The sequence below is a fragment of the Streptomyces sp. NPDC031379 genome (assembly GCF_055569615.1).
The window spans coordinates 4926-22822 of the sequence record NZ_JBVIIT010000050.1; the positions used below are offsets into that span (position 1 = coordinate 4926).

Sequence of the window (17897 nt, forward strand, 5' to 3'; positions counted from 1 at the left end):
CTTCTCTCGCTGTTGGTGGGGTGTGTGGGTGGGGGGTAGCGGGTGGGGGGGGGGGGGAGGTGTGTGGTGGTCGCTCCTATTGTTTTCTCGGATCCCTCGGGGGTGCCCTGCCGGCGGGCCCATCTGGCGGGGGGCCCGCCCAGACCCTTTCCATCGATGCCGAGTCCGAGGAACTCGGCGGCGTCGACGATGGTCTTCCCGAGGGCTCGTCGGACGAGGAAGGCGGATGTTGTGCGCCGCAGGACCGGCATGCTGAAGGCGACGGTGAAGTCGCCGAGGTGGCGTTCGGCCCACTCCAGGGGGAGGAACGCCGGAACGTGCTGGGGGCCGTAGTCGAGGCCGCGTTGGGGCAGCCGGCTGCCGCCCCTGCCGCTTCGTCGGTGCGTGGAGACCAGGTATTCGGCGGCGTTCTGGAACCTTTCGGAACAGTCATCCCGATAGCGGCGGAATCCGGTGTCCCAGCTGCGGTGACGTTTCGGGGCGATGCCGCTGCGGGTGCGGTTCTCGACTGGTGCGAGTGGGGCCAGCGCAGATCGCAGGTCGGTGGCCGACAGGATGGCGTCGGCGGCGAGGAGGATGATCGCGCAGGCCCGGGCGTCCTGGGGCGGCGTGCTGACATGCAGGGAGTGCGAGGAGTCCTGGCGGGCGGCCAGCACCTGATCGGTGCGGTGGCTGTCGACGTTCTGTGCGGTGGGCCGGGCCTTCGGCCAGGTGATCATGACAAGCCCGCTGACCATCTGGAGATCGGTGAAGTACTCGCTGGCTGTCGCCGCCGGGGTGTCCGGGCCGAGCATGGCGGCGATCTTCTTCTGCAGTGCGGAGAGTGCCTCGGGCAAGGGTTCTGCTGGTCCGGGCGGCTGCCGGTCGAGGCGGGCTCCGCAGAGTTGGGCCGTCCGTTGTGTGCGGCGGGACTCGTGGGCGAGGGGTGCTCGGCACTGGGCGGGGTGGAGTCCGGCGATGGTCGGGCGGGCGATGAGCTGTCCGGGGCGGTCGGTGAGCGGTCGCTGGCATTCGGGACAGAGGTGTTCGAGGAAGCGCTGGTGGTGCTCGCAGGCGAAGATGACGGGCAGTCTCCAGTCGGTCTTCCAGGGGCCGCCGTGGTCCGTCTGCAACGGCGTCCCGTCGCCGGCGAGGCAGCCGGGGCAGTAGCGGGCCGCTGCGGGGAAGAGCCAGTCCAGTGCGGGGATGCGCTTGCCGGCGCGGACGACGTCGAGGCTGTGGGCGATGGGTGGGTAGCGGGGTGCGAGCGGCAGCAGGGTCAGAGCCGTGGCTTCGGCTGCGGTGAGGCGGGTGGCGGCCTGGAAGTCGTTCATTCGCTGGGCCGGCAGTTCGAGGGAGAGGGTGGTGCGGGTGATGGCCTGGGTGTTGGGCTGGTACTCGGCCAGGCCGGTGCGTCGCAGGACCGTGTCCGGGGCGACGTCGAGCCGGTGGGCGAGCCGCATCACGTAGCCGGCCAGCAGTTCGCCGGGCAGCGGGTCCAGACTCCGGGGCAGCGGAGTGATCATCGGGCGCTCTCCTGGGCTGTGCCGAGGGGGCCGCGGTCGTCGAAGACGGTGTTGCGGCCGCGGCGGGGCTTGCGAGGGGCGGGTTTTCCCGGGACGGCGGGGACTTCGCCGGCGCCGGCGTCGCGCCGGTCGCTGTCGCGCAGGTCGATGGCGATGCCCTCGAGGAGTTCTTCGTCCAGGCGTTCCCGGCCGGAGTCGATGGCCTCGCGGCAACCGTCTTCGATCAGCCGTTCCAGGAGGCCGACGACGCCGTTGGTGCGGTGGTAGAGGTACTCGGGCATCGTGCCCTCGGTGAGCATGCCGGGGACCGCGTCCAGGAGCCGAAGGCCGCTCTGGACGCCATGCAGGTGCTGGACCCAGGCGGTGATCTGAGGTGCGGTGCTGTAGTGGAAGCGATCCAGCTCGATCAGGTCGAAACGCCGTTCGGTCTGAGTGGCCTCCAGTCCGTGGGCCTTGGCATGCCTGGAGGGCGGGAGCCGCCACTGTCCGGTGGCCGGGTCGTGGCGCCCCTCGCGCAGCAGACCGGAGCCCGGGATGTCGACGCCGACCAGGACCAGGGTGACGTTCATGCTCATGAACGCGCGGATCAGGTCGAGGGTGTCCTGGTCGTCGGCCCGGTGCATGCGAAGCCTCGTGATGTCGTCCAGGATCAGGACCTTGGTGCCGTGGTCCCGTAGGGACGCCGCGACCTGGCGGATCAGATCGGGCAGGTCCATGCGGGGGCCGAGCGGCGCGTCGAAGAAGTTCAGGATCGCCTTGCAGGTGCTCTTCGGCTTCGCGGTCACCGGCGTCTGGACGTAGGCGACCGGGATGTGCAGGTCACGGCTGCCGGGGCGGGCGTCGGGGTTGAGGTAGTCGTTGAGAGCGAGCCACCGTTCCTGGAAGGCGGCGGCAATCTCGCAGACGCATTCGGTCTTGCCCTGGTAGCCGCCGCCGGAGACCATCACCCCGGCCCGGGTAGTGGGCTTAATCTTCAAGGCGTTGGTCTCGATGCGGCCGCTGAGAAGTTTCTCCACCGCCCGGCTCATCGGGGTGTCCAGCAGCTGCAGGTTCGCGTGGGTGGCCGTGCGGTGCAGGTTGTGCAGCATCTTCTTGCGCCGGCTCAGGAGCCCGAAGGCTGCGCGGTCCATCACCGGCGCCGGGACGAACAGCTTGCGGGTGCGGCACCAGTGCTGCCAGCCGGCCGCGGTGTCACGGGCCGGAGCAGGGCCTGTCAGGACGAACGGCAGCGTCTCCATCTCGCCTGTCACTGCGGTCCTTCCTGTACCGGCTGAGAAACGGAACCGGCCTCGTCATCGGCGTCGGGCAGCGTGAAAAGCGAGTGCTCGCGCAGGCCGTCGCCGAGGCGGGGCGGTGAGACGAGCGGAGCGGCGACCGCGGCCTCGCGCCGGCGGCGCCGTTCCGCGTCGACGGCCTGCTGGTTCTGGCGGACGAGCTCGGTCGGCCGCGGCGCGACGGGCAGCGGCGTCAGGCCGGCGGGGGCCCTCCGGTCGCGTTCGGCGGCCCGTGCGCGGGCGACTTCACGGGTCCGTTCTGCCCGCTCGGCCTTGGTCATCTGACTCGGCCAGGAGTCCACCGGGGAGCGGGCGCCGATCAAGTCGAGCAGGACGGGCAGGAGTTCGGTGTCGTCGCGGGGCGTCAGCCCGGCCCGGGCGGCCTCGCGCAGGACCTGCTGGACTCGCGCGTCGGAGAACGCGAGGAGGTCCTCGCCGGTGGACAGTCCGTTCCAGGACAGGGTGTGCCACTGCCCGGCGAGCTCGATGAACGCCTGCCGGCAGTCGCGGGGGTCGCGGTGCACGACCCATTTGTCCCGGTGCCGGCCGCTGCGAGGGGAGGGAAACAACCTGAGCTCGCCCAGGACGGGATCGTCGCCGCCATACCAAAGTCCGCCGATCTTGACCCCGCGACGGCCGTGGATCTTGACGAAGTGCGCGGGCAGAAGGCGGTGGTAGAGGCTTGCGTCCGGGATCTGCAGAGCGATCCCGTCGCGGGCCGCCGCCGTGGCGAACAGAGTGTTCGGGCTGTGCCGACCGCCGGGGTCCCAGGCGGGTGCATACAGGTCCAGCCTTCGGTTTTGCCAGATCCTCACGATCCAGGTAGCCAGCAGATGTTCCATCTCGTCCAGGGTCCAGACCGCGTCGCCCTCCGGGTCGGCACCCCGGTCGGCGACATCCCGCCCGCGGTAGCCGAGAAGCATTTCCAGCAGCAGCGACTGGATTCCCAAGAACGCGCGTTCGCAGGCCGCCTTGTCCTGAGCTCGCATCGCCCTCGCCGGCAGCACCACCGTCCCCAGCGTGCGGGCGACCTGCACCAGGTGGTGGTTCTTGTAGACGCTGCCGTGATCGCTGGTCACCGTCTCGGGCGCGAAGAACGGCCGTCCGGCGGCCGGATGGCCGGCGAACTCGGTGACCAGCGCGGCCGGGACACCGGGGTAGTGCCATCCCATGTCCGGCGTCCAGTCCGGGCGCATCGGCAGCGGCAGCATCACGTCCCGCAGCAGCATGGCCACCTCGATGGAGGAGTCCGATCCCGGGGTGAGCCGGAAGGCGACCAGGGAGTGCGTGAACGCGTCCAGTCCGAGGGTGAGATCGACGGTGATCGGCTCGCCGAACACGTCGTCGCGCAGCTTCACCGGGAACGGCGTGGTGTCCAACACCACCACCTGGCCGGGACGGGTGATCGTCACGGTAGAACCGCCGGTGTCCACCGCCGCGGCTGAGCGGAGGTAGCGCTGACGTCCGCTCTCGGGCCCGAACCACTCCTTCCAGACCTTCAACAGCGTCGTGTAGTGCGGGATCTTCTTCTCCGCCTCCGTGCCGAACTTCTCCCGCACGAACTGGTGGATCATCCGTTCCTTGGTCTTCATCCCGACCCGGGAACGGTGCAGACACTCCGCGTGGACCGCGTGAATGGCCTCCGCCACCTGCAACGTGATCTTGCGGTGCCCCCGCAGCACGGGGGTGAGACGGCCGTCCGCCAGCCCCATGATTCCCTGCTCAGGCCAGGCTGCAGACCACCGTTGCAGCGTGCGCTCGCTGACCTGCCCCAGACCCAGCTGACGGGCGTCGTCCGGGTGCAGAGCCTTCAGCTCGGCCACTTTGACGAGCCGCCGCTCGGTCAGTGTGGTCCGCTCCGGGTCGTACTCGGGCCGGGGCTCACCCTCCTGGGGCCAATGCCGGCTGCCGCTGCGGAAGCCGCTCTCGGCCTCCAGGAAGTGGGCCACCCTCAGCCGGAGCCGCTTCTGGTCATCGTCCTTCAGGTCCTCGAACCGGGCGGGCTGCTGCTTGTCATCCATCATGGCCTCCCGCCGGATAGACCCAGGTCGCATCCCCGAACGGCAGAGTCAGGTCGACGGCCATCCGCCGGTGCCAGAGGAGATGGACCGCGTGCGTGCGGGCCACCGCCGGAACGTGCGTCTGATCCACCAGCTCGGCGAACCGCCACGGACGTCGGCCAACCGCAGTCAGCAGCTGCCGCTCAAGCCCGAGCGGATCGGCCATCGGGCGGCGCCGCACCGACAACGCGTCGATCCCCGCCAGCACCTGCCGGCGCCAGCCGGTCACCACCATGTAGCGCCAGCCCGCGGCGGCCGCCGCCTGCGCTGCCGCCGCGAACCGCACCTCGTCCTCCTCGCCGATCAGGCCCCCGGGACGCACGTCCACCAGCCACGAGGCTCCCGCCGCGAGCACGAGGAAGTCCGGAATGTGCGAGCCCTTGCCCTGCGAGGAGGAAAACCGCAGACGGAACGGCTGGGACAGCACCTCGTCGAACCCGCCGACGAAGTCCAGGACCAGCAGCAGCCAGCGTTCGGCCAGGCTCTCGAAGCCGTGTTGCCTGCCGGTCGTCACCAGGCACTCCAGCCCAGGCCGGTGACGCTGACCGGTCCGCCAGGCAAACCGCCGAACCGGCACCGACGCCATCGCCGGCCCCGCCGACAGGTCCTTCACCGGGACGATGACCTCGGACTTGCCGGTCTTCCACGTCACCGTCCACGTACGCGTCCATCCCGGCCCCAGATCCAGGCACTCGGTGGCCGGCTCGGGCAGCGCGTATGGCAGCGCGAGGTCCTCCACACGGCAGGCGTGGGACCACACCGGACCGGCCGGAACATCGACGACCTGTACGTCACCCATGGCGAGAGCACACCGCAGAGCACGAGCCGTACGCGGGAAAAGGCCCAAAGCAACATCAACAACCGGGCCGTACGGATACCCTGCTCAACTCGCCAAATCAAATGCTCAGTCACACCGGTCGACCGTGACGACAACCGCCCGTCCGCCGGTTGGCCGAGCATGATCCGACGTCTCCTCAGCGCCGCGGCCGCCACGGCCGCCGTCCTCGCCACCCTCACAGCCACCGCCCCCGCCCCACAGGCGCACGCGGCGGTCACGACCGGGCCGAAGGCCTGCAACACCGACGGCGCCCCCGAACAGTTGCACACCACCGACGCTGTACATCTGCGGGCCGGCCGTGGCACCGGCCACCGCTCCCTGGCCGTGCTGGCGAAGAACACCGACTTCTACGCTGAATGCTGGGGTGTCACAGGGAAAGGCGTGTGGTGGGCATACGGAGAGGTTGTCTCCGGCCGCTACGCGGGTTTTCCCATGGTCTTCGGGGGTGGGTGAGCGGCGACCTGGTCGCCACCGGCTACCGGCACTGATTGCCCAGGCGGCACAGCACCGTCCACAGGGGCGGGGCCGGCGGAGCCCGGCCCCGGCAATCTCCGACACGAAAGGGACAGCATGCAGGACCAGGACCGGGACGTGCAGGACTTTGCCGTCACCCTCGGTCTACTGCTGCTGATTGGTGGCACCCTGCTCGTGGCCTGCTACACCGGCCCCATGCTCGCGTTCGCTCTCACCGCCACACCCGTCCTTGCCGCCTACACACTCCCCCAACTCCCGCACATCATCAGCCTGCGCCGCGCGATACACCGCATCCTGCGCTGATCGACCCCGAGCAGTCCCGCTGCGCCTGGTCCAGGAATCACGCCTCAGGACCGCTGAAGTGTCTGTGTAGGCGGGACCATCCCCGCGGGTGCGGGGAGCAGCCCCAGGACGACGGCCTCTTCGCCGTCGAGGAGGGACCATCCCCGCGGGTGCGGGGAGCAGGTAGAGGTTCCGGACCCGCCTCCATCGCCGCCGGGACCATCCCTGCGGGTGCGGGGAGCAGGCTGTGTGGCCTGCGGTTCTATGGGGCTGGGGTGGTGTTTTCGGCAAGTTTTGCGGATTCCGGCAAATGGGTCATGTCTGGCCTGGGTTCTTGTGGTTAAAGATCCGATTTTAGTGTCGTGTTGGTGTTGGTGTCTGCTGGTTGGTCGGTGTTGGTGGTAGGTCCTTGTTGTTTTCTTGATGCGGGCTTCGTGTGCCGTGTACATCCTGTATTCATCTGGTATGGCTGGGGAGATGGGGGCCGGTGCGGGGCTGCGTGCCCGGTTGGACGGGCCGGCGTTGAGTGTGTGGGCCAAGCACGACCGTGAGGGGGAGCGGTGGCTGCCGTTGTGGCGGCACATGGAAGACGGCGGGGCTGTGGCGGGGCGGTTATGGGATGAGTGGCTGCCGTTGTCGGTGCGGAGGCTGATCGCTGGTTCGCTGCCGGGTGGGCAGGTGGCTGCCCGTCGGCTGGTGGTGTGGCTGGCTGGTGTGCATGACATCGGGAAGGCGACGCCCGCGTTCGCCTGTCAGGTGGAGCAGTTGGCGCAGGTCATGCGGGGGCATGGGTTGGAGATGCGTTCGCGGGAGGCGATGGGCGCGGATCGCAGGCTCGCGCCGCACGCTCTGGCCGGGCAGGTGCTGCTGAGCCAGTGGCTGGAGGAGCGTCATGGCTGGACGGTCAAGCAGAGCGGGCAGTTCACGGTGGCGGTGGGCGGGCATCACGGGGTGCCGCCCGAGCACGGCCAGATCCAGGTACTGGACCGTCACCCCCATCTGCTGGGCGCGCACGGCCCGGCCCGGACTGTGTGGAAGCGGGTGCAGGAGGAGCTGCTCGACGCGTGCGCGGAGGAGTTCGGCGTGCACGAGCACCTGGCGGACTGGAAGACGCTGAGACTTCCGCAGCCGGTGCAGGTGCTGCTGTCCGCCCTGGTCATCGTCTGCGACTGGATCGCCAGCAATCGCGACCTCTTCCCCTACTTCCCCGAGGACGTGCCCCGTTCGGGACCGGAGCGCATCGCGGCCGGCTGGGGCGGTCTTGACCTGCCGGGTCCGTGGCGGGTGGAGGAGCCGGCCGGGGAGGTGCGTGAGTTGTTCGCTTCCCGGTTCGACCTGCCGCCGGGCGCGAAGGTCAGGCCGGTGCAGGAGGCGGCTGTCGATCTGGCCTGGCAGATGGACGAGCCGGGGCTGATGGTGATCGAGGCGCCGATGGGGGAGGGGAAGACGGAGGCCGCGCTTGCTGCTGCGGAGATCCTTGCCGCGCGTTCGGGGGCGGGTGGTGTGCTCTTCGCGTTGCCGACGATGGCCACGGGCAATGCGATGTTCCCCCGCCTGCTGCACTGGCTGGACCGCCTGCCGGCCCCGCGGGGCACGCGCTACTCGGTGCTGCTCGCCCATTCCAAGGCTGCGCTCAACGATGACTTCGTCGGTCTGATGGGTAATGGCGGTCAGCGGATCGCGGCGGTCGATGTGGACGGCAGGGGTGATGAGCCGTGGCGGCCGTCGGGTCGTGACCGTGTCGCTGGGGCCGAGCTTGTCGCTCACGCGTGGCTGCGGGGGCGGAAGAAGGCGATGCTGTCGTCGTTCGTGGCGGGCACGGTCGATCAGCTGCTGTTCGCCGGGCTCAAGAGCCGGCACCTGGCGATGCGTCACCTGGCGATCGCCGGGAAGGTCGTCGTCATCGACGAGGCCCATGCGTATGACACCTATATGAGCGTCTATCTCGACCGGGTGCTTTCCTGGCTGGGCGCGTACCGGGTGCCGGTGGTCGTGCTGTCCGCGACGCTGCCCGCCGGCCGGCGCAGGGAGCTGGCCGAGGCGTACGCGGGCAAGGACAGCGGTGCGGGTGTGGCCTGTTTCGATGCTGTCGGCCGGGCCGGCGAGTATCCGCTTTTGACGGCGGTCACGCCCGGTGGCGCGCCGCTCATGCGGCGTCCTGCGGCTTCGGCCCGCGGCACGGACGTCGAAGCGGAGCGGCTCGATGACGATGTGGACGTCCTGGCTGACCGGTTGGAGAGGGAACTGGCCCAGGGCGGTTGCGTCCTGGTCGTGCGCAACACCGTGCGCCGTGTTCTTGAGGCAGCGGCTGTGCTGCGCCAGAGGTTCGGGGAGGCGAACGTCACCGTCGCCCACTCGTGCTTCGTCGACGTCGACCGTGCCGGGAAGGACGCCTCTCTCCTGAACCGCTTCGGGCCGCCGGGCAAGGCCGACCGGCCGTCAGGGGTGCATATCGTCGTCGCCAGCCAGGTCGCCGAGCAGTCCCTGGACGTCGACTTCGACCTGCTGGTCACCGACCTCGCCCCGGTCGACCTCCTGCTGCAGCGCATGGGACGCCTGCACCGGCACCTGCGCGGCGGCCAGGAGCAGAGCGACCGGCCCGAGCGGCTGCGCCAGGCACGCTGCCTGGTCACCGGCGTCGACTGGAACGCCCCCGTGCCGCGGCCGGTTACCGGCTCGCTCGCCGTGTACGGGGCGTATGCGCTGCTGCGTTCGGCTGCCGCGCTGCTGGAGCACCTCGACGGCGGCCGGCAGCGGCCGGTGCGGCTGCCGGCCGACATCAGCCCCCTGGTGCAGCGCGCCTACGCCGACGAACTGGACGGCCCGGCCGGCTGGGCGCAGGCGCTGGAGGAGGCCCGCGCACGTCATGAGGAGCATCGCGCGGACCAGGCCGAGCGAGCTGCGACGTTCCGGCTGGATGCCGCGGCCCGGCCCGGCCGGCCGTTGTTCGGCTGGGTCGCCGCGGGTGTCGGTGACGCGGACGACACCCGCCAGGGGCGAGCCCAGGTACGCGACAGCCGCGAGAGCTTGGAGGTCGTGGTCGTGCAGCGGCGCGCCGACGGCTCCCTGGCAACGCTGCCGTGGCTCGAGCCGGACCGCAAGGGCCGTCGACGCACGCAGTCTGCTGATCCGGAAGGCATGGTGTCGGCAGCGCAGGCCCATCCCAACTGGGTACGCCCCGCTCACCAGTAGCCGTATTGGCCAGCGGCGGGCGGGGCGTACTCCTTCCACAGCGGGGTGATGTGCGACCGGCGGTCCCGGTCGCCCGTCAGGCCTACGGCCCGGTGGATGGGCACGCTCAGCCGGTGCTGGGTGTCGTCCGCGGTGAAGGCCGGCAGGCGGCGGCGCCGATCCCAACTGCCCACTCCTTCACCCGACGGAGATCAGGGCAGGCGTGAACGTGTGCCGGTCACGTGTGCAGTCGTGAGCACCCCGAATCGCCGCTGACGTAGCAGAGGTAGAAGTGCACGTCGGCCACGTCGTCCTTCCCGAAGCTCCCGCCGTACGCCTCTCCGTAGTCGGGCGTCGGCCCGGCTATGACCGAGGTGTGTGCACCGCTTGAGTTGCGGTATTGCATCTGGAGCTGGACCGTTCGTCCATCCTGCGCCTCGCTGCCGGCGAAGGGGCTTGAGACGTTGATGTGGTACCAGCCGTTGGGCAACTTCGAATACGTGTAACCCACTGACCCGCAGTCGAAGGTGTTCATGCACGTGAAGAACGTGGAGTTCACCCCTGCGGGTGCAGCCTGAGCGCTGACGGCGGGACCGGCAGCTACGGACGCGGTCAAGAGCGCTGCCACGGTCAGCGGGCGACGAATACCTCTGCGCATGCTCTTCCTCCTGAGTGTGAGTGACGTGTGGCTTTGTCGAGCAGTAGTGACGTCACTTGTCGACGGGATCGGGGGCGCCCCGATCCACGGTCGGGCGCCGCGCAAGCAGGTCCAGCGGGCCGTCCGCCGCCATCCCCGCCGCCGCCGAGAACGACCTGATCGAGTTCCTACGCCGCGTAGGTCTCGGCTGCATGAATCAGACTCGGCCTGACGCACGCATGTGCCCCACCCAATAGCAGGGCGTTGGTGTGAGGTTCAGCAGGGAGCGGTGACGTTGCCGCAGTAGATCCAGCCGTAGTAACGGTGGGGTTCGCTGCCGGAATCATCGAACCGAACGTAGTACCAGCGGTTGCCGTAATCGTTGAAAGCGTAGTGGCTCCAGTACACCCACCTGCCAGAGTCGGCGTACACGACCTGGGCGCAACTGGCCTTGTAGCACTCCCTGATCGGACCTCCGAGTGAGGTGGTCTGGTACCAAGCGGCAGCAGAAATCTCTCCGGGGCTGGCGTCGCTCTTGTCGGCTGCGGCGGGACTGGCGCTGATCCCGGTGGTGACCGCGGCGGCGACAGCGGCGACGGCGAGTGCGCGTCGGATGCTCATGGCGTTTCTCCCTAGGGTCGACTGGGTGGACTCGTCTCGTCGTAGCGTTGGGTAAACCTTGAAGGCTTGAACGACCTGACCGTGTCCCTGCCCTCGACGCCGTCGCCGCGGGCGAGTGTGCCCGCGGCTGCGGTGGCCAAGAGCGCGAACACGACGACCAAGGCGACGGCAAGCAGGACGATGGCGATGTGGTTCACCACGGCGTACCCGTAAGAGGATGCTGACGTGACCGAAGGTCGTGTTCAACGGTGTTCGCCGTGGTCCGGCCCCCGCCCCGGCTTCGAAGGCCGGAGGGCATTGGGGCCGTAGCACCGGTGAAGAAGCTAGCCGCCCACTCCTTCAGCCAGAAGTGTCGCGCCCATGGCGACACCGACGAGGAGAGTGCGTACACGCACGATGATGTCTCCATTCGTGTTGTGTGAGAGCTGGCTATCGGTCGTGGCGGGGTGGTGGCCTGTGTCTGAACGCGCCGTGCATCGCTGCGAGCTGAGCCGCAGCCATGCCCCACGGGGTACGGAGCAACTCACCGTGCCGGCTGTCGCTGAACCGTGTGGTGAGGAGGCGCCGTGGTACCCCGCCATGCTGGTGGACGCGCCTGCTCCCCCCGTTTTCTAAGCAGGCGTCGCTTGATGCTCTGTCGATCGGTCGTCGGACGATGCTCCGAGGACGGGAGCGTGCCCCTTCCCCGGGCTTGCACCACTGATTTCAGGGCCCGTCGCATTGTTCGTCAGCCCTCTTCGGCCGCCGAACAATGACTCGATGGGGTCTGCCGGGTCGGAGTGGCCTTGCGTAGGTTGGCCGCTGGTCCGCGTCTCGGTGGCGAAGGAGATGAGGCGGTGGCGGGTCGGCGTGAGGTGCCGGTGGATCCAGCCGCGGGGCCGGTGCAGCGGTTCGCGCAGGAGCTGCGCGAGTTGAGGCGGGAGGCAGGCGGCCTCACCTACCGGGTCATGGCTCAGCGGGTGGAGTATTCGGTCACCACGCTGTCCCAGGCAGCGGCGGGACAGAAGTTGCCCTCCTTGGAAGTGATGTTGGCCTACGTGCGCACCTGCGGCGGGGATGAGGATGAGTGGCGGGAGCGCTGGCGGCAGGCGGCTGCGCAGGCGGCAGCCGTGCCCGGCGAGGGTTCCGCCGCCCCACCGCCCTATCGCGGCTTGGCCCGCTTCGAGCCGGAGCATGCCAAGCTGTTCTTCGGCCGTGAGAGGCTTACCGGCCGACTGCTGGACCTGGCCCGTGAACGCAGCTTCACCGCCGTGTTCGGCCCGTCCGGCAGCGGCAAATCCTCGCTGCTGCGCGCCGGGCTGATTCCCCGACTACGCGAAACTGACGACCCTGCCCTCCGTCCGGCGGCGATCCGCGTCCTGACTCCTGGTGAGCACCCGGTGGGAATCCACGCATCCCGCCTGATCCCGGTACCGGACGCGGACGCGGACACCTGGCTGATCGTGGACCAGTTCGAGGAGCTGTTCACCCTGTGCCGGGATGCGACCGAACGCACCGACTTCATCGACCGGCTGCTTGCCGCCGACAACCCTGGCAGCCGGCTGCGCGTGGTCGCCGCGGTCCGGGCGGACTTCTACGCCCACTGCCTGGAACACCCGGGTCTCACCGCGGCACTGCGGGATGCCACCGTTCCGGTCGGACAGATGAACCGTGAGGAACTACGGCAGGCGATCGTCGGTCCGGCCACTGCGGCCGGGCTCGTCGTGGAGCGCTCCCTGACCGCCCGGCTGCTGGACGAGATCGAGGGCGAGCCGGGCGCGCTGCCCATGATGTCGCACGCGCTGCTGGAGACCTGGCGCCACCGCACCGGCCGCGCCCTGACCGAGACCGCCTACGAAGCCGCTGGCACCCTGCACGGTGCGATCGCCAAGACCGCCGAGGACGTCTACAGCCGCTTCACCGAAAGCCAGACACGCACGGCCCGTCGTCTGCTGCTGCGCCTGGTCACCCCAGGCGACGGCACACCTGACACCCGCCGGCCCGCAGAACGTGCCGAGCTGCAAGTCACCAGCGGCCAAAAGACTGCTCAGGTGCTGGAGGCTCTGTCCGCCGCGCGCCTGCTCACCTTCGACAACGACACCGTTGATCTCGCCCATGAGACCCTGCTGACCGCCTGGCCCCGGCTGCGCGGCTGGATCGAGACCGACCGCGAACGTCTCCGCGCGCACCGGAAACTGACCGATGCCGCCCGCACCTGGGAAGAGCTCGGTCATGACTCGGGGGCCCTGTACCGGGGCACCCTCCTTGACACAGCGCAAGAGCACTTCACAGGCGAGTTCGCGGAGGACCTGACCGATCTGGAACACGACTTCCTCACCGCCTGCATCACCGCACGCGAGCAGGAAGAACACCTCGCGGCCCGTACCGCCCGGAAACTGCGCCGGTCCGCCGCTGCTCTGTCTGTTCTGCTCGTCCTGTCCCTTCTCGCTGGCTTGACCGCTTTTCGCCAGAGCCAGTTCTGGAAACGAGAGCAATTGCGGGCCGAGGCACGCCGTATCGCTGCGGTGGCCGACGGCATACGTTTCGAGGACCCGAAGAGAGCCATGCTGTTGAGCGTGGCCGCATGGCGGATGGCGGATCTTCCCGAGACGCGATCGGCGCTGCTTGCCGCAGCATGGCAGAAGGAGCAGGACGCTTTCACGGTGCCTGCCGGCGATCCGTCCGCGGGTCAGTTTCTCGGCCTGGACGGGCGGACCGTAGTGAGCGCCGGCCGGGAACAGGTGCGGGAATGGGATGTGTCGACGCATCGGCAACTGGCTTCGTTCCCAGGCCTTGGACCGTACGCCGAGGACTATCCCGAGGTGAGTGTCGAGTCGCACACTGCGGTGCTGAACAGCGACAGTGGCGTGCGACTGTGGAACCTGGCTGAAGGCAGAGCAACAGTTCGGCCGCCGGTCCGCACTGCAGTGGGCCAGATGAACCCCAGCGGGCGGACCGTCATCGTCTACGGTGCGGACCGCAGAGTACAGCTGAGGGATATCGCGAGCGGCCATCTGCTCCTGGAGCGGCGCGCCGGTGCCGCCGACGGCCCTGTCCGGGGCGTCGCGAGCCCTGATGATCGTTTGCTGGCCTTGTGCCGCGGCAGCTCTGCCCGTCTGGAGGTGTATGACACGGTCGGTCGGCGGGAACTGACCGCTGCGCAGCTGTCAGAAGCCCGACCCGGATGCCGCGACCTGCAGTTCTCCTTCAGCCGGGACAGCAGGGCGCTGCTGATCCTGACCACGGAGAAGATGCAGGTGTGGGGGGTGTCCTCCGGGAGGCTCCTCCATACCGTCGGGCACCCGGGAACCGTCGAAGCAGTCCTCAGCCCGGACGGGCAGTTCCTGGCGGCCATCGACACGGACGAAATCCTCGTCTGGCGGGTCACGAGCCCAGCCAGTCCGGTGTTCCGTCACTCCCTCGTCGATGAGACGGCCAGATCACTGCGCTGGGCTCCCGGCGGTCTCATGCTCCGCTATCTCGCAGGCGGGCACGCATCCACGGTCAGAACTCTTCATCTCGGCCCTGTCGTGGACTCCGTCTGGTCCTGCCGACCGTTCATGGGGGTGGATTTCAGCGAAGACGGCAATGTTATGGCCACTGCTCGCTCGTCCCCCGACGGCGACGCCGTCCTTTTCCGGTTCCGTGACCGGCGCAACGGCCGCGTGCACCGTGCTGACATGCCCTGTCACGCGGCCGGGGCGGAACCGGACGCCGGCGGACGCTGTCACAGCCTTGCCGCACTGGCCCCGGACGGACGGATTCACGTGTACGGCGTCACCCGCGCGACCGGTACCCGTCAGCGGACAACCATCGTCGTCGGAGGCGCTCAGGAGGACAGGGAGCTGCACATTGCAGCCTCCGGCTCGAAGACGAAGCCCATCCGGGACATCGAGGTGAGTCCAGACGGAAGGCTTCTCTATATCCCGCGCTCCCAGGGCGACCGCATGGTGACCGACGCTCAGTTCATAGCCGATGACCAGCGGCTCGAGATCTGGGACTCGTACCGCCGGAAAAAGGTCCAGGTCCTCCCCGGCGTCGGAGGAGACGCCCTCGCGCTACGCCCGGACGGCAGGTTGCTCGTCACCTCATCCGGGCAAGTGGTCGATCTTCCCTCCGGACGGATCACGCGCCGTGTGCTGAGTCAGGACACGATCCGGTCCATGTCCTTCAGCAGCGACGGAAAACACCTCGCGGTCGGTGACGCATCCGGTCGCGTCACCGTCTGGGACTACCGGGTAAGGCGTCGGACGTTCTTCGCCGCCACCAGGGGCGGCACCGGGGGGAGCCCCACGGCGGTTTCGGCGCTGGCCTTCTCCCCCGACGGCCGCACGCTGGCCGCGGGTACCCGCGACACCATCCAGTTATGGGACACGGCTTCGCCTCAGCAGTACGGCTTCTCGCTGCCCAGCACCGGTGATACGACCTTGGCCATGGCCTTCACCCCGGACGGAAGAAAGCTCAGCACAGCAGGGAGCCTCACCCCGCTGTACACGTACGCGACAGACCCCCACTGGGCAGCCAACCGGACATGCAGACGCGCTGGACGGACCCTCTCGCGCGCCGAATGGTCAGCCATCCTTCCCCGCACCCCGTACAGGAAGGTGTGCGAAGAGTACTGACCCGGCCGCCTAAGCCGGCGCGGTCCGGGCCCCTCGTTGCGCGTACGTCGTCCACGGGGGGTGACGGCGGACGCGTCGCCTACTGAAACGCGGGGCTCGCAGGAAGGTTACGACGCCACACGCCTGCGGCCGGGGCCCGTTCGGGTGCCTGACCTGGGCGCCTGGCGCGCGAGGAGGTGCCGTCGGTGCGAGCGTGGAAGCACAGGCGCGCAGTACCGGCCGTCGGGCTGGGTGGACGGGAGGGAGCAGGGTCATGGCGCGGGCGATCTGGACCGGTGTGATCTCGTTCGGCTTGGTCACCGTCCCTGTCGGGCTCTACACGGCGACGGAGGACCACACCGTCCACTTCCACCAGCTGCAGCGCGGTACCTCGGACCGGATCCGTAACCGGCGGGTGAATGAGCGCACCGGCGACGAGGTCGACACCAGCGACATCGTGAAGGGTTTCGAGGTCGGCGAGGGCGAGTATGTCCTGGTCGAGCCGGACGAGCTGGACGAGGTGGCGCCGGGCCGTTCGCAGAGCATCGAGATCTCCGACTTCGTCGACCTGGACGCCATCGAGCCGGTGTACTTCGACCGCACCTACTACATCGCCCCGCGGGGCAAGGAGTACACCAAGGTCTACGAGCTGCTGCGCGCCGCCCTGAGCGAGGCGAACAAGGTCGGGATCGCGACGTTCGTGATGCGCAACAAGCAGTACCTGACCGCGCTGCGCGCCGAAGACAAGGTCCTGGTGCTGCAGACGCTGCACTGGGCGGACGAGGTCCGCGACCCCGCGGCGGAACTGCCCGAACTGCCCTCCGGGAAGGCCGGGCAGGGCAAGCAGGTGGACATCGCCTTGCAGCTGGTCGACGCACTCAGCACCGACTGGGACCCGAAGAGGTATCACGACACCTACCAGGAGAAGGTGCGTGAGCTGGTCAAGGCCAAGGCCGAGGGCCAGGAGATCGCCACCGCCGAGGCACCGCCGGAGGCGACGAACGTCGTCGACCTGATGAAGGCCCTGGAGGGCAGCCTGAAGGCCGCCCGCTCTGGCCGCGCCGAAGAGGAGGAGCCCGCCGCGCGGACGAAGAGGGCCGCGCCGCGCAAGACCGCCCGCAAGGCCGCGGCCGGCAAGGCGGCGAAAGCGCCGGCGCGGAAGGCCCCGCCGAAGAAGGCCGCGGCAGCGTCGACGCGCTCCCGAAGCGGCTCCGGCAGCGGGGGGAAGCGGGAGCTGCAGAAGCTGAGCAAGGCGGAGCTGTACCAGCGGGCGACCGAGATGGAAGTGCCGGGCCGGTCGAAGATGAGCCGCGAAGATCTCATCGACGCCCTCGCGCGCAGCGGCCGCCGCCGCAAGAAGAGCGCCGCCTGACCACCGTCACCCCTCCCTCATGGTGCCGGTGTGCGCCCGGCTCCGGCTGCGTCGGCGGTGCTGTGCGTCCACGGCCAGGGGCGTTGAAGGTGGTGCTGCGCGGGCAGCGCTTTGGCAGCCCGGCGGATACCGTCGATGTTGCTCTGCTGTGTCAGGACGGCGGGGTTGGGGGCGGCCCTTTCGCATGCGCCCTGGTACGGGCCGCCCCGACAACCCGGCCGCGCGCCAGCCGGTGGTGAGGCGACATTCCGGTGCCCGCGCGGGACTTCCCGCCGCGGCGGGCACCTTCCATGCACCGGGAGATGGGCGACTGGTCTCCTAGGAAACCCCGTGACGGGTCAGTCCGACAGCGAGCGCCCACAGGCCGCCGCACGGGCCAGGACCGAGAAAGCGGACTCCCCGCCCCGCAGGCGCTCCTTGACGCGCACACCGTCCAAGGACACGTTCATCGCGGACAGGGCGATGCCCGCTATGCGGCAGTCCCGGGCGATGGCGGCGCCGTCCACACCAACGGCGCCGATCCACGCCTCCATCTCCTGCGGCCACAGCCCCACCTGGACCCAGGCCTGCGCCCGGCTCCGCAACTCGGGCCCGCGCAGGTGCACGGCCTTGCGGCTGAGCATGGTGAAGGCCAGGGCCTGAAGCGAGCGACGCTCGTCACGGCGGGCTGCGCGCTGCCGGGTTGCCGCAGAGCGGGCTGTGCGCCGGCGGACGGCGGCCAGGTCGGCCGCCAGGTCCAGGCCTTCGCGGGTGGCAATGGCTTCTGCGGTGTCGGCCGGTGCGCCGGTGTCGGCTGGGGCGCGGCAGTCATAGGCGGCCTGCAGCGCTGGGTCGGTGAACCGGAGACGGGCCATGGCGGAGCTCCTCAAGGTGTGCGGGCATGCCGAAGGCCCCGATGCCGAGGGGCATCGGGGCCTTCGAGGAATGCGGCTGTGGTGGTGAGGGGACCTCCTCGGCGATCCTGCCAGGGGAGCGGTCCGACCACGCTCGGTCAGGCGAGGGCGTTGCGGAGGTAGGTGGGCAGGGCCTGGCAGACGGCTGGATCCGCTTTCCAGCCAGGGTCGGCGAGCTGGCCGGGAGTGA

Annotated in this window: 14 protein-coding genes; 6 read left to right on the plus strand and 8 right to left on the minus strand. The window is 69.4% G+C overall.

Going from position 1 to position 17897, the window contains the following annotated elements; all coding sequences use genetic code 11:
• The 4 genes from ACZ5CW_RS40515 to ACZ5CW_RS40530 all read right to left on the minus strand — a co-directional run.
• On the minus strand, positions 1-1505 hold a 1505-nt coding region (locus ACZ5CW_RS40515; RefSeq protein WP_468610723.1), incomplete at its 3' end, for a TniQ family protein.
• On the minus strand, positions 1502-2755 hold the full coding sequence (locus tag ACZ5CW_RS40520; RefSeq protein WP_468610725.1) for a TniB family NTP-binding protein: 1254 nt from the start codon (positions 2753-2755) through the stop codon (positions 1502-1504). The genes ACZ5CW_RS40520 and ACZ5CW_RS40515, both read right to left, overlap by 4 nt.
• Positions 2752-4803 (minus strand): transposase, encoded by a 2052-nt coding sequence (locus ACZ5CW_RS40525; protein WP_468610727.1) that lies wholly within the window; start codon positions 4801-4803, stop codon positions 2752-2754. The genes ACZ5CW_RS40520 and ACZ5CW_RS40525 overlap by 4 nt, the downstream gene beginning before the upstream one ends.
• On the minus strand, positions 4793-5578 hold the full coding sequence (locus ACZ5CW_RS40530; protein WP_468610728.1) for a TnsA-like heteromeric transposase endonuclease subunit: 786 nt from the start codon (positions 5576-5578) through the stop codon (positions 4793-4795). Before ACZ5CW_RS40530 ends, ACZ5CW_RS40525 begins: the two co-directional genes overlap by 11 nt.
• Before the next feature lie 219 nt (positions 5579-5797).
• On the opposite strand from ACZ5CW_RS40530, the gene ACZ5CW_RS40535 reads away from it, so the two are divergent.
• The 3 genes from ACZ5CW_RS40535 to cas3 all read left to right on the plus strand — a co-directional run bounded on the left by ACZ5CW_RS40535 (position 5798) and on the right by cas3 (position 9625).
• Positions 5798-6130 carry a hypothetical protein gene (locus tag ACZ5CW_RS40535; RefSeq protein WP_468610730.1) on the plus strand — a complete coding sequence of 111 codons (333 nt, stop codon included), beginning with the start codon at positions 5798-5800 and terminating at the stop codon, positions 6128-6130.
• Between the two features lie 117 nt (positions 6131-6247).
• Positions 6248-6454: a hypothetical protein gene (locus tag ACZ5CW_RS40540; protein ID WP_468610732.1), complete on the plus strand. Its 207-nt coding sequence runs from the start codon at positions 6248-6250 to the stop codon at positions 6452-6454.
• Positions 6455-6898: 444 nt separating this feature from the next.
• Complete coding sequence (gene cas3, locus ACZ5CW_RS40545; RefSeq protein WP_468610734.1) at positions 6899-9625, plus strand: CRISPR-associated helicase Cas3'; 2727 nt, start codon at positions 6899-6901, stop codon at positions 9623-9625.
• Here cas3 and ACZ5CW_RS40550 read toward each other — a convergent pair.
• The 3 genes from ACZ5CW_RS40550 to ACZ5CW_RS40560 form a co-directional block, all read right to left on the minus strand.
• Complete coding sequence (locus ACZ5CW_RS40550) at positions 9616-9798, minus strand: hypothetical protein (RefSeq protein WP_468610736.1); 183 nt, start codon at positions 9796-9798, stop codon at positions 9616-9618. The two genes, cas3 and ACZ5CW_RS40550, sit on opposite strands and share 10 nt — an antisense overlap.
• Positions 9799-9842: 44 nt before the next feature.
• Positions 9843-10139, minus strand: coding sequence for a hypothetical protein (locus tag ACZ5CW_RS40555; RefSeq protein WP_468610738.1), 297 nt, complete (start codon positions 10137-10139; stop codon positions 9843-9845).
• Positions 10140-10517: 378 nt separating this feature from the next.
• Entirely contained in the window at positions 10518-10862 is a 345-nt protein-coding gene (locus ACZ5CW_RS40560) for a hypothetical protein (protein WP_468610740.1), read from the minus strand.
• Between the two features lie 66 nt (positions 10863-10928).
• On the opposite strand from ACZ5CW_RS40560, the gene ACZ5CW_RS40565 reads away from it, so the two are divergent.
• The 3 genes from ACZ5CW_RS40565 (at position 10929) to ku (ending at position 16814) form a co-directional block, all read left to right on the plus strand.
• Positions 10929-11075 carry a hypothetical protein gene (locus ACZ5CW_RS40565; protein WP_468610742.1) on the plus strand — a complete coding sequence of 49 codons (147 nt, stop codon included), beginning with the start codon at positions 10929-10931 and terminating at the stop codon, positions 11073-11075.
• 623 nt (positions 11076-11698) lie between these two features.
• The gene (locus ACZ5CW_RS40570; RefSeq protein WP_468610744.1) at positions 11699-15463 is read left to right on the plus strand and encodes an nSTAND1 domain-containing NTPase; all 3765 of its coding nucleotides are present in this window, start codon (positions 11699-11701) and stop codon (positions 15461-15463) included.
• Between the two features lie 253 nt (positions 15464-15716).
• Positions 15717-16814, plus strand: a complete 1098-nt coding sequence (gene ku / locus ACZ5CW_RS40575; protein ID WP_468610746.1) for a non-homologous end joining protein Ku — start codon at positions 15717-15719, stop codon at positions 16812-16814.
• A 338-nt stretch (positions 16815-17152) separates the two neighbouring features.
• Here ku and ACZ5CW_RS40580 read toward each other — a convergent pair whose 3' ends face one another.
• Positions 17153-17668, minus strand: a complete 516-nt coding sequence (locus ACZ5CW_RS40580; RefSeq protein WP_468610748.1) for a hypothetical protein — start codon at positions 17666-17668, stop codon at positions 17153-17155.
• Positions 17669-17897 lie beyond the last annotated feature (229 nt).

Bases quoted from the DNA above. Each gene is read 5' to 3' on its own strand.
- ACZ5CW_RS40580 (WP_468610748.1), bottom strand. From the start codon at position 17,668: ATGGCCCGTCTCCGGTTCACCGACCCAGCGCTGCAGGCCGCCTATGAC.
- ACZ5CW_RS40555 (WP_468610738.1), bottom strand. From the start codon at position 10,139: ATGAACACCTTCGACTGCGGGTCAGTGGGTTACACGTATTCGAAGTTG.
- ACZ5CW_RS40535 (WP_468610730.1), top strand. From the start codon at position 5,798: ATGATCCGACGTCTCCTCAGCGCCGCGGCCGCCACGGCCGCCGTCCTC.
- ku (WP_468610746.1), top strand. From the start codon at position 15,717: ATGGCGCGGGCGATCTGGACCGGTGTGATCTCGTTCGGCTTGGTCACC.
- ACZ5CW_RS40560 (WP_468610740.1), bottom strand. From the start codon at position 10,862: ATGAGCATCCGACGCGCACTCGCCGTCGCCGCTGTCGCCGCCGCGGTC.
- ACZ5CW_RS40540 (WP_468610732.1), top strand. From the start codon at position 6,248: ATGCAGGACCAGGACCGGGACGTGCAGGACTTTGCCGTCACCCTCGGT.
- cas3 (WP_468610734.1), top strand. From the start codon at position 6,899: ATGGCTGGGGAGATGGGGGCCGGTGCGGGGCTGCGTGCCCGGTTGGAC.
- ACZ5CW_RS40525 (WP_468610727.1), bottom strand. From the start codon at position 4,803: ATGATGGATGACAAGCAGCAGCCCGCCCGGTTCGAGGACCTGAAGGAC.